Below are 10,690 nucleotides of genomic sequence, written 5' to 3'. Positions count from 1 at the left end.
GTGCCCTGCCAGATGCCCAGGCTGACCGCGATCACCAGGCCCGTCCCCGCCAGCATCGCCGGCCGCCCCATACCCTGGAGCCACCCCGTGAAGAACACCGCCGCGACGAACGAGCCCGCGGCCGCACCGCCCCTCTCCCAGCGACAAGTGCTCGTGGCGCTCAGCGGCCTGCTCCTCGCACTCTTCGTCGCAACGCTCAGCAGCACCGTGGTCTCGACCGCGCTACCGAAGATCATCGGCGCGTTGCAGGGCACACAGACGCAGTACACCTGGATCGTCACCGCGACCCTGCTCACCACGACCGCCACCACTCCGATCTGGGGCAAGCTGGCCGACCTGTTCAGCAAGAAGACCCTCGTCCAGGCCGCGGTCGTCGCGTTCGTGCTCGGCTCTGTGGCGGCGGGACTGAGCCAGGACCCCGGGCAGCTCATCGCCTCCCGCGCCGTGCAGGGCGTCGGGGTCGGCGGCGTGCAGGCACTCGTGCAGATCGTGCTCGCGGCGATGATCCCGCCCAGGGAACGCGGCCGCTACGCCGGCTACCTCAGCAGCGTCACGGCCACCTCCACCATCGGCGGGCCGCTGCTCGGCGGCCTCATCGTGGACACCTCGTGGCTGGGCTGGCGCTGGTGCTTCCTCATCGGCATCCCGGTCGCCGCGCTCTCACTAGTCCTGCTGCAGCGCACGTTGCGGCTGCCCGTCATCCGCCGCGCCGATGTGAAGATCGACTACCTGGGCGGGACGCTGATCGCCGCGGGCGTCAGTGTGCTGCTCATCTGGATCTCCTTCGTCGGCGACGCCTTCGGCTGGGTGTCCTGGCAGACCGGAGCCCTGGTCGCCGGATCGCTGGTGCTGCTGGCCGCCGCGCTATGGGTGGAGACCCGCGCCGCCGAACCCGTCATCCCGCTCGGCATCGTCCGGCAGCGCACCACCGCGCTGGCCATCATCGGCAGCCTCGCCGTCGGCACCGCCATGTTCGGCGCCGCCGTCTTCCTCAGCCAGTACTTCCAGGCCGGCCGCGGCTACACCGCCACTCAGGCGGGCTTGCTGACCATCCCCATGATGGGCGGCATCCTCCTCTCCTCCATCGTCGCCGGACGGCTGATCAGCAGGAGCGGGAAGGTCAAGCCGTACATCGTCGCCGGCACCACTCTCCTGGCGGCCGGGTTCACCGGGCTCGGGCTCATCGACCACACCACCTCGCTCATCCTCATGAGCGTGGCCATGCTCTGCGTCGGGCTCGGGGTGGGCATGACCATGCAGAACTTCGTGCTCGTGGTACAGAACGCCGTACCGCTCAAGGACATCGGCGCGGCCAGTTCCACCGTGTCCTTCTTCCGCTCCCTGGGCGGCACCATCGGCGTCACCGTGCTCGGCGCCGTCCTGGCCCGCCACGTCAGCGACCAGATCACCCGCGGCCTCACCACCGCGGGCCTCGGCCATCTTGACGGCCAGAACTCCGGCGCGCTGCCGCCCGCCGCCCAAGAGATTGTCCGTGCCGCCTACGGCGATGCCACCGGGCTCATCTTTCTCATCTGCGCCGCCGTCGCCGTCCTCGGCATCCTCGCGGCCGTCCTGCTCAAGCCGGTCACCCTCCGTACTAGCCTCGACAAGCCCGGCGTGGCCCGATCGGTGGCCATCGCCACCGAAGCGGCGGACAGTGTCGCCACCCTTGATCAAACGATTCTCACCCCCGAGCGAGACGATGATGGCCCCGCTCCCGGCCGACTGTGATTGGAGTGAACCGTCGAGGGTAGTGCCGGTGGCCCGTTGGAAGCGTCGGTAGGCGGCCATGGCCTTGGAGACGGCCATGGCCTTGGAGGTGGATGGCCAGATTACCTGGCGGCCGTCGGCCAGGGCTTTGATGGTAAGCGGCCGACGAAAGTTGTGGTGCTGACGCGAAGACGCCTACAGGCGGAGCGAGCGCTCTGCGTCACACCCGTAACCACCCCGATCCGGGGGGCCACGGCGACAATCCGCCCTCCCAGGGCACCCGCCAGTTGTGGTGGCCCCACTCTGACCGCCTTCCGCCAGGGCATGGACACCGACCCCGACTCCTTCCGCCAGTTGGTCGAGCGAGGCGGCGCCAACGCTGTCACCCTGCTCTGTCCGAGCCTCCTACCGACGCCAGCGAACCGGTCGCCCATCCGCGCGCACGACGCTTCGACCGGCCCAGCCCACACGATCTGCGATGTCCTTCACCTGCGTGAAGGAGGTACCCATACCCTTCGCCACCGTCCACGTCCCCGCAGACACCTTCAGCCAGGCACAGAAGCATATAGTCATTGCAGGCGTCACCGACCTGCTGGTCGAGGTCGAACAGCGCGAGGCGGTCCGGCCGTACGTGAACGTGCTCGTCGTGGAGGGGGCTGACGGCGGATGAGGTGTCGGAGGGCAGGTATACACCGCCCAGGCGCTGGCCGATGCGTTCGATGTCGGACCCAGACCCTGACACAACCCTCGACACCCCGCTCGCGTCGGCTCAACAGCTCTCCAACACGCCGACGCTGATCCCGGTCTGATGGTCGCCGTTGCACACCTACGTGGAGCGACGAAGAACGGCCGCGAGAAATGGGGCCGCGAGGCACAGAGCCAGATAGCCCTCAGCTAGCGACGCAACCGAAAGCCGCCCACCGGCCGACGAGATAGCCACCTCACCTTCGCCCGAGCGGAGAATTCCGCCATGAGCATTGTTGTCACCGCAGCCACCAGACAGCTGGGCCGTCTCGTCATCGACGAGCTACTGGCCACAGCGGAGGCGGATCCGGCCTGGAAAGCGCTCTTCAAGGTCTCCGGATCGCTGTAGTCGGCGATCCTCAGCTCGACGTTCGTGGCGGCGATGTCCGCGGCCTTGCCCGCGTCGCGGACCACCGCTGCGATGTCGTACGCGCCTGGGCCGCCTTCGCCAACGCTGCGCACGCTGCTCCGCCGTCATCCCCGGCAGGGCCAGCAGGCACCTCTCCTGTAGAGATATCGGCTGGTCAGTGGCTCCCACCCGAGATCACGACGGGGCCGCCGCCGATCATCATCCCGCACAGCGTCAACAGATGTGACACCAAACGCGGTTCACCGTTCCACTCCTACTGGCAGGCCAGGATGCTCATCCCATCGGGCCGAAGGTGGAGCCGTTCTCTCCGGCCCAGTTTGTGGATTTCAGATCCAGTGGGCCGGCTGCCGGGCCAGCGAACGAGATCACGCTTGTTTGTCGGCAGACGGCAGGTGGGCGGCAACGAACCGCATGACGTCGTCGGGATAGCCTTCCCAGCCATCGTAGAAGAAGCCCTCCCGCTGAGCCGTCCGATCGACCTCGACAAGAGCGGCAGCAAGGCGAGAGTCGTCGTCGAATGCCAACGCCTGCCGCAGTTCGCGATCGTGCACCAGTTGAGAGGTAAGGGAAGTGGTGCGGTCGGCGCGGTACCTCGCGAAGTTGGGGTAGTAATCCGCGCCGCCATAGACCGCCACCAGACACGCCACGAAATCGAACCGGGTCAAGCTGGTCAGGATCTGCTCGTCTTCGGCCTCGGCGTCGGGCCGCAAAGGTTCCAGATGACGGATGACATCACGAGCCAGGCTGAGCAGCGACAGCTGAATGGGTCGCTCCCCGCGCTGTGCTTGCAGGAGACCTGCCCGGGACGTCATCACGACCGCATGCCGAATCCAGGTGCGGCGTCGACGCCCATCGACATCCGGCACACGATGGGGCAGCCAACCGGCGCACCACGCCCCAGTCACCCCGACGCACCGCCAGGGCGCCTACCCCCAGCACCCGTTCTGCCACCCGCAACCAGAAGGTGACCGTCACCACCGGCGGAGTACTGTGCTGGCCCCCCGGTTCGGCCAGAGGCAGCTCATAGATCTCTGCCAAGGCAGCCACGCCCCGGTCGAACCACGCGGGACGTTCAAGAGTCACGAACAGGGCGATCAGGCACACCAGCCGGTCGAGAAGCCCGGTCAGCTCCTCCAAGTCCCCGTCACGCAGCAGCCCGCGGGCGCGGGCTGGCACCTGCGTCAGGAGCAGCCGGAGCGGGATGTCATCCTGGCTGCGCAGCAGCTCGACACCGACGGCGGCCAGTCGCTCCGGCTTCAGCTCCCAGTTGATCTCTGCCGCGGGACCTCGCGCAGTCTCCTGGGCCACGCTGCCGCTGCGCAGTTGCTCGGCCAGACGGCGGTATTCGGCTGCATGCGCTTGCTCCCACTCGGCGTGCGCCGACGCGACCCGGCGAGCAATGACCAGTTCCAGGCCCTGCTGCGTCAGCCTGCGGCTCTCGGTCCCATCGCGGAAATAGACCTCGCCCTGCCGGAAGACCGCCCGAGCCGACTTGTCCTGACCATACTGACCATCGGCCTTGAAGAAGACACATCCGGCGGGATTCGGAGCGACATACACCAACGCGACCTGTGCGTCCTCAACGTCGTGAGCCTGCGTGCGGATGACCAGGCTGTCCGGCAACCAGGACAGCAGCATCGGCCGTAGCCTCGCCTCGTCGAGCATCTCCACTTGCGCGTCCGTGAGACGCCCGGTGGGGGCGCCGCGCTTGTCCACACCGATCACCACATATCCGCCGACCACCGACATCGCCGCGACGTCCTTGGCCAGCTCCACCAGATTGCGCTTGTGATCAGTACACCCACGCCGCAAGTCGCAACCTGCCTTGAAATCCAGCTCGGGATACTCCGTCTGCAGCGCCAACAGCTCTAGCAGCTTCTCCCGGTTGACCACCGGCTCAACCACCACAGGCCCCATGGCCCCTAACTCGACCATGAACACAACGGACTGGCTGAACGCCGCCTCAGCGCGCCACGGCGACCCACACCATGATTAGACCGTGACTCATTTGGGGATTGATCGCACGCTGGTTTGCACGCCAGCCCGACCTCGCGCTCCGGGCTTACACGGCGTTGCTCCCGCCGGTGTTCACCCTTACCCAGGCGCAGCTCAAGGCGGCCGTGCTGCCGCGGGCGGGATGGTCGGCCGATACTGTCCAGGAACTGCTCGATCTCGTGGAACGCTTTCCGGAACACACCCAGTTCACCGGCCAGGTGCTCCTCACGATCCTCCTCGCCACCGGCGAACCTCCCCGCGAGGACGACTCGCTCCCCAGTTCCCCGCCACCCACACTCGTCCTCCCGCCCGCCCTGGGCGCCCGGTTCCAGGGCGTCCTCGAGACATATTTGCGCCTGCACCCGGATGGGCCGCTGCGCCCGGTCGATCCTCAAGACGTCACCGATCCGGATGCGCTTCGCCAGATGCTGGAGCCGGGCGCCCGCCTCGCCCAACATCTGCGTGACCATGTCCTGGCCGGCGCCATCCCGCTCGGGCTTCTCGCCAGCCAGGCCAACCGCCCTTACGCGCTGGCGCTGCTGCAGCGTGCAGCCGGCTTCATTCCCGCAGGCGAGGCCGACCCCGAGCGCTTCGACGCCGAGGTAGCAGCCGTTCAGGCCGCGCTGGACCAGGTCGTGGTGATCGACACCAGCACGCTGTATCTGGCCACCCAAACCGTCGCCGGCTTCGCCGAACTACGTGCGCGCTTCGCCGCGGTCCAGCTGCCGTCCCCGTGCTACGACGACCTCACGATGACCACGATCGCCATCGATCAGGTGCGGAAATCGTCGATGAACATCGGCGTCGAACCCGGCTCCGGCCTGCGCGTGTCCCAGCTCACGCAGCAGGAGAGGGACCATCTGGGTGACCGGATGCACCAGCTGGTGCAAGCGGCCCGACTCACGGACATCGCCTCGGTGGCGGATCTGACCCTTGTGACGGAACTCATGACCGGCGGTCTCGATGCCGACCTGGTGGCCCAGAGCCCGACCTTCACCTTGCAGCGCGAAGGCGCATGGCTGGCGGCAGTACAACACGCCCTGGAGACCGGGTCTCCTCTCTGGAGCGACGATGTCGTCCTGCGCGCCATAGCCGCAGGGGCCGAGATCCCCACGTTCGGCACGCTGGCGTTGCTGCATGTTCTCTACGACCAGGGACTGACCGACACCACGGACGACGACCACCGCCGTTTCCTGGCCGACTATGTGGTTGATCTGCCCCTCCACCCGGATCTGCTCAGCCAGCAAGCCCAGGCCGACGGCTGGCAGCCGCGCAGCGCAGCCGTGCCCTTCGCCCGTCCCAGCGCCTGGCGGGAACCCCTCGAAACGCTGGAAACCTTACTCACCCTCATCCGGGCGGTTCATCGACACGAACCGCAGGCCGTCGCAGGATGGCTGCTGTGCGGGGTATGCGGCTTCGCCGGGTCGGTGCACCCGCAAGAGGCACCCGTCCGTGCGGCGCGCCTAACCTGCCTGGTCGCCGAGCAAACCGTGGGGCTGACCCGGCAAGGACTCAGCGAACTGGTGCTGTCCGCCGAGACGGGACTGCGTCAAGCACGCAAACTCGGCGCGATCCGCGCCGGCCTCGCTGAAGAAACGACGCCGACCGGCGCTTCAGAAGATGCCCCTGAGGCGCTGCGCGTCCACATCACTGCGGTCCTCCTGGAAACTCTCGAGGCGCAGGCTCAGCCTGTAGCCGAGGTGGACGCGCTCACGAGGGAGGCGGAAGACTTCGTCGGGAGCGCCTACGCTCTGGCCGAAGCTCGCCAGGAAGACCAGCACCACACGACGTAGGTACTCGGTTGTGGTGCCTGGTCGATCGCGTGGGCTTTCCCCGGGGCCGGGGCATCATCAATGCTCCGGCGCTCCACTCCACTCAAACAGATCCCTGGTCGGCACCCGCAGCGCGTCGGCGATCTGGAACACCTTGTCAAGGTGCGGGCTGTACATACCGTTCTCGATCCGGTTGATCGTCTTGCGGTCGACCTCGGCCAGCTCACCCAGTTGCTCCTGGGTGAGGCCGTGCCCTTCGCGGAGCTCGCGCAGCCGCAGGCCGAACTGTCTGCGCAGCTCAGCGAGGCGTGGCGTGATCGGTTCGGGCACTCACCCACGGTGGCGGGCATGATCCTCAAAGGTCTGTACCAACGTTGGTACAAATGGCGGTAGTGACGCCTGAGCGCACAGCTGTGACGTGCAAGTATGCAGCCGCACCCCGACGCGTGCAGCCGTTCTCGCAGCCCCTTTGGAGAAAGAGGCATGACCCGTTCCCGCCAGCACCGATCCCTCCCGGCCCGCACCATCACCCCGCCCCGACGCGACCGCCATGGCGGCTTCTCACCCGCCTGGCTGCTCATTCAGGCCGCCCAGCTGTCCTGGGAGATCCGCAACGTCCTGCAGCTGATCAACGGTATGCGGCTCAACCTCAGCGAAGAGCTCCACATCCACAGTGAAGCCAGCGACATGCTGCTCAACGCCGCCCACGCCACCGCCATCATGGAAGCCCGGCTCCCGCTGGCCCCGGCCTGGGGCAGCGGCCCGCCCCGCGCCCGCTCCATCTTCGCCCAAGCCCGCGAGGCAGGCACCGACCCCGCCGAGGTCCGCCCGGACGTGGAACTGTCGAGGCCGCCCATCGACCCACAGATCATCTGCGACGTGGAGGCCGCCTACCGCGAGGACCCGGACCCCGACGCGCAATGCGCCGGCACCACACTGAAGAAGGACCGCTGCGCCAAGACCATCGTCACCGGCATCGGCTCAGAGCACTGCGCCGTGCACCTCACCCCCGCCGAACGCCAGCGCCGCGACAAGCTACGCGCCGCCCAAGACCGGCGCATGCAAGCCATCCAGGACGCACTCGAGGAACACCGCCTGACGTTGGCCACCGCCTGGATCCACCGCTATGGACACCGCCCTCACCGGGTCGAGTTGCCCGCCACACCGAGCCGACCCCGCCAGATCATTCCCTTCGACGGGCATCCCGGGCTGGCCCTCGGCAAGGACGAGCAGGCCATGCTGGCCTTGTTCGACACCGGCTGGCCGACGCTGTGCCCCCGTTCAGCGGAGATCATCGGCGCCCTGCTGGACTGCCCGCGCGCCACCACCGCACGCCTGGCCGAACTCGCCGCCGCCCAGACACCCGAGCGCTGGTCCAGTCCAGAGCAGTGGCTCGACTCCAGCATCTGGGACGGAATCCGGCCCCCTGATCTCCCCCTGCCCCCCGCCGGTGAAGACCCCGAACTGGACGAATACCCTGCCGTGCAGGAGCTGCGCCGTCACCTGCACGTGACCCGGCACGAGTGGGAATGTTGGCAGGCCGGTTTCGCCACCCTGATCGAGGCCTGCGACGACCCGCCCATCGAAACCATGGCCGAGCTTCTGGCCTTCTGGCAGGACGTTGGCCTGCTGGTCACCGGCAACGACGAGAGCGGCAGCGCGGTCTGGTCTCTTCCGGCCTCGCCGCCCTCACCGTGGCGGGTGGTGTACGCCCGAGGGCCGCTCGTCCCGCCACATATCCTGGCTGCCGCCTTGGATTGGCTGCTCGACGGTGAGGTGCCCTTGGACGACGAACTCCCGCCGCGCGAAGTGTTCAACCTGATCATGACATCGAGCGCGTCCCACGGCCCCGCCGGCAATGTCGTCGCCGGCGAGGCCGTCGGCGTCCCAGGTTGAGCCGCGTCGATCGGCGCGCCGTCGGTGTGGCTCACGCGCTGTGCAGGCCACACCGAGCAGCCCAGAGTGCCTGCCAGTCTGGGCGTACGCGGCGTACCGGGCGCGTTCATCGACCGGTGTGACGCGCGCCAGACGAATCTGCCACGAACGCCGATACGAAATGTGGATCTTTGGCACGTTCCGTTATATGGTGAGGGCCGCCAAAGTCCGGGTACGCGTAAATGAACTGGGGGCGCGGAGTTCACGATTAGGGGAAGTGATGGCTGCTGGCCCTTCACCCACGTCGGGACAGACTGCCGTGCGAGTTCTCTTCATCCTTGATCGCCTCGGGGATGATTGCGCGGGTGCGGTGGATGCGCTGCCGACGGCTGTGCGCGTCATCCAGTCGCAGCGTAAGTTGCAAAAGCTCGATTTTCTCGTCCGGAATCCGGATTATCTGGCTGATCTGATCATTTCTCGGTGGGAGGAAGGGCTTCTCCCGGCGTCGAGCCTTCTTCAGGCTCGTGCTGTCCTGGACGAACGCGAGCCGGAGCTCCATACCTATCGCATGCTCCGCAACGATCACGGGGCATATGAGTCGCTGGATAATGCGCTGAGCGTGCTGCGCCACCTCGAGTTGATCGCCATCCGCAGACTGGGGTGCATTTCCGATGATCATGTCCGGCGCCGCGATTACTACCTGCTCGAAGCCGGAGCACGCCAAGCGCAGCGGCTCCGCGAAACCGAGCCTGCGCTGGCCTGGTACGACCAGCAAACGACCTATGTCGCAGCCGCGGTCCAGGGGTTATCCGGCGCTCAGGTCAAGCAACTGCAGTACGACCACCCGGAATACGCCCACACCGGCGTACGGCAACTCATCGGCGGTATCACCGAGCGGGTGCGCGAGAGACTGGCCACAGCCCTGGTTCAGGAAGGATTGGCATGAGCGCAGCGAGTGGCGACCAGGTCGGTCCGGTCGAGGTGTGGCTGGCGGAGATCACTAAGGACTCCCGGCAGCCTGCCGATGTCGTCCGCGCCGTGCTGGCCGAGCACGGCGTGCGCCCTCAGACCGTTCTTCCGCGCCCTCACCGGCTGCGGGTGACCCACGTCGCTTTTCGGGGCGTTCGCCCGGCATCCGTCGAGGACGGTGCTGCGGACGGTGAGGCCACAACCACACAGGTGCCCTTCGACTTCTCCTGGAGTCCAGGGGCTGGAGTGTGGTGCCTGGCCTCCTCCGGCAAGAACGAAGCCGGCAAGTCCAGCGTGTTGGAGATCATACTGTGGTGCCTGCGGGGCCGCAGCGGCCTGCAACGCGACGTGCAAAGCTGGCTTCGGCAGGTCCGTCTGGAGTTCCTGCTGGACGATGAGCCGCTGACGGTCGCGATGACGGTGACCCAGGGCCGCCCCTGTGGCCAGGTCGTCGCGCAGAAGACCGGCGCCGTGCTGGTCGACTTCGACAACGCCAAGACGTTCGAGGAACTCATGGACGCGTTCATGATGGACCGTCTCGGCCTGGAACCGCTGCGAACCCAGCAAAAGCGGCCCGAAGGAGTCCAAGGGCCGCCCTTGACCGGCGAGTTATCATGGCCGGCGTACGCCAGCGGACTGCACATCAACCGATCCGGCCTGGGACATCTGCTGGGCAACGAGGCCAGGAACGCCTTGCCCACCCGCCTCCTTGAGTTGTTTCTTGGCGCGCCGTGGGCATCGACGATGGTCACCGCGTCGGTGGCGCAGAAAGTGGTGGCCGCTCAGCTGTCGGCCGCTCGGCAACGGGCCGAAGCCGATGCCCATGCCCGCAAGAGCAAGCTGGAGGAGCTCAGCCGCGCTCTCGATGCCGCCCGGGCCCGGCTTGCCGCGCTGCCCGCGGAAGGGCAGGCCGCCGGCGACCTCGATGTCGCCTATCGGGCGTTGACGGCGGCCACGCAACAGGCCGGGCTCGCGCAGCGCGAGCTGGCCGAGGCCCGCGCGCAGCATGACCAGCTGGAAGACCATCGTCAAAGCTTGGCGGCCGCCGTACATGCCGCGCACGAGGCGGCGCTGGCCCGGGCGTTCTTCCATACGCTCAAGCCGACGGTGTGCCCACGTTGCGACGCCAAAGTCACCGCTCAACAGTGGGCGCGCGAGGAGTGAGGGGCCACGGTGATTCCGGACAGCCTTCTTATGGGCGTAGAGCCTATGCGGCTGTTTGGGTTGAGAGGGACTCGTTGAGTACTTCCAGGGG

10 protein-coding genes are annotated in these 10,690 nt (G+C 67.3%); 7 read left to right on the top strand and 3 right to left on the bottom strand.

Annotated elements, in window-relative coordinates; genetic code table 11:
- The 3 genes from AB0J64_RS55840 to AB0J64_RS55830 all read left to right on the top strand — a co-directional run.
- A partial coding sequence (locus AB0J64_RS55840) for an MFS transporter (RefSeq protein ID WP_364046509.1) occupies positions 1–1,731 on the top strand: 1,731 nt, incomplete at its 5' end.
- A 472-nt stretch (positions 1,732–2,203) separates the two neighbouring features.
- Positions 2,204–2,380, top strand: a complete 177-nt coding sequence (locus tag AB0J64_RS55835; protein ID WP_364046507.1) for a tautomerase family protein — start codon at positions 2,204–2,206, stop codon at positions 2,378–2,380.
- 300 nt (positions 2,381–2,680) lie between these two features.
- Complete coding sequence (locus tag AB0J64_RS55830; RefSeq protein ID WP_364046505.1) at positions 2,681–2,803, top strand: hypothetical protein; 123 nt, start codon at positions 2,681–2,683, stop codon at positions 2,801–2,803.
- A 386-nt stretch (positions 2,804–3,189) separates the two neighbouring features.
- On the opposite strand, the gene AB0J64_RS55825 is transcribed toward AB0J64_RS55830, so the two are convergent.
- Both AB0J64_RS55825 and AB0J64_RS55820 read right to left on the bottom strand, forming a co-directional pair.
- Positions 3,190–3,534 carry a hypothetical protein gene (locus AB0J64_RS55825; RefSeq protein WP_364046503.1) on the bottom strand — a complete coding sequence of 115 codons (345 nt, stop codon included), beginning with the start codon at positions 3,532–3,534 and terminating at the stop codon, positions 3,190–3,192.
- Positions 3,535–3,556: 22 nt separating this feature from the next.
- Complete coding sequence (locus AB0J64_RS55820; RefSeq protein WP_364046501.1) at positions 3,557–4,765, bottom strand: hypothetical protein; 1,209 nt, start codon at positions 4,763–4,765, stop codon at positions 3,557–3,559.
- A 74-nt stretch (positions 4,766–4,839) separates the two neighbouring features.
- Here AB0J64_RS55820 and AB0J64_RS55815 point away from each other — a divergent pair, with 74 nt between their 5' ends.
- Positions 4,840–6,612 (top strand): hypothetical protein, encoded by a 1,773-nt coding sequence (locus AB0J64_RS55815; protein ID WP_364046499.1) that lies wholly within the window; start codon positions 4,840–4,842, stop codon positions 6,610–6,612.
- Between the two features lie 57 nt (positions 6,613–6,669).
- On the opposite strand, the gene AB0J64_RS55810 is transcribed toward AB0J64_RS55815, so the two are convergent.
- Positions 6,670–6,921, bottom strand: coding sequence for a helix-turn-helix transcriptional regulator (locus AB0J64_RS55810; RefSeq protein ID WP_364046497.1), 252 nt, complete (start codon positions 6,919–6,921; stop codon positions 6,670–6,672).
- A gap of 153 nt (positions 6,922–7,074) precedes the next feature.
- Between AB0J64_RS55810 and AB0J64_RS55805 the strand changes: the two genes are divergently transcribed.
- The 3 genes from AB0J64_RS55805 (at position 7,075) to AB0J64_RS55795 (ending at position 10,599) form a co-directional block, all read left to right on the top strand.
- Complete coding sequence (locus AB0J64_RS55805; RefSeq protein ID WP_364046495.1) at positions 7,075–8,487, top strand: hypothetical protein; 1,413 nt, start codon at positions 7,075–7,077, stop codon at positions 8,485–8,487.
- Positions 8,488–8,785: 298 nt separating this feature from the next.
- Entirely contained in the window at positions 8,786–9,412 is a 627-nt protein-coding gene (locus AB0J64_RS55800; RefSeq protein WP_364046493.1) for a hypothetical protein, read from the top strand.
- Positions 9,409–10,599, top strand: a complete 1,191-nt coding sequence (locus tag AB0J64_RS55795) for a hypothetical protein (protein WP_364046491.1) — start codon at positions 9,409–9,411, stop codon at positions 10,597–10,599. Before AB0J64_RS55800 ends, AB0J64_RS55795 begins: the two co-directional genes overlap by 4 nt.
- Positions 10,600–10,690 lie beyond the last annotated feature (91 nt).

The sequence above is a fragment of the Nonomuraea sp. NPDC049695 genome (genome assembly GCF_040674955.1).
In the GTDB taxonomy this organism is placed as follows: domain Bacteria; phylum Actinomycetota; class Actinomycetes; order Streptosporangiales; family Streptosporangiaceae; genus Nonomuraea; species Nonomuraea helvata.
Note: the sequence above shows the minus strand (reverse complement) of the source record. Positions and strands in the feature narration are given on the sequence as shown.

What these genes read in the sequence shown, in the direction of transcription:
- AB0J64_RS55830 (WP_364046505.1), top strand. Translation starts at nt 2,681, where the DNA reads ATGAGCATTGTTGTCACCGCAGCCACCAGACAGCTGGGCCGTCTCGTC.
- AB0J64_RS55805 (WP_364046495.1), top strand. Translation starts at nt 7,075, where the DNA reads ATGACCCGTTCCCGCCAGCACCGATCCCTCCCGGCCCGCACCATCACC.
- AB0J64_RS55795 (WP_364046491.1), top strand. Translation starts at nt 9,409, where the DNA reads ATGAGCGCAGCGAGTGGCGACCAGGTCGGTCCGGTCGAGGTGTGGCTG.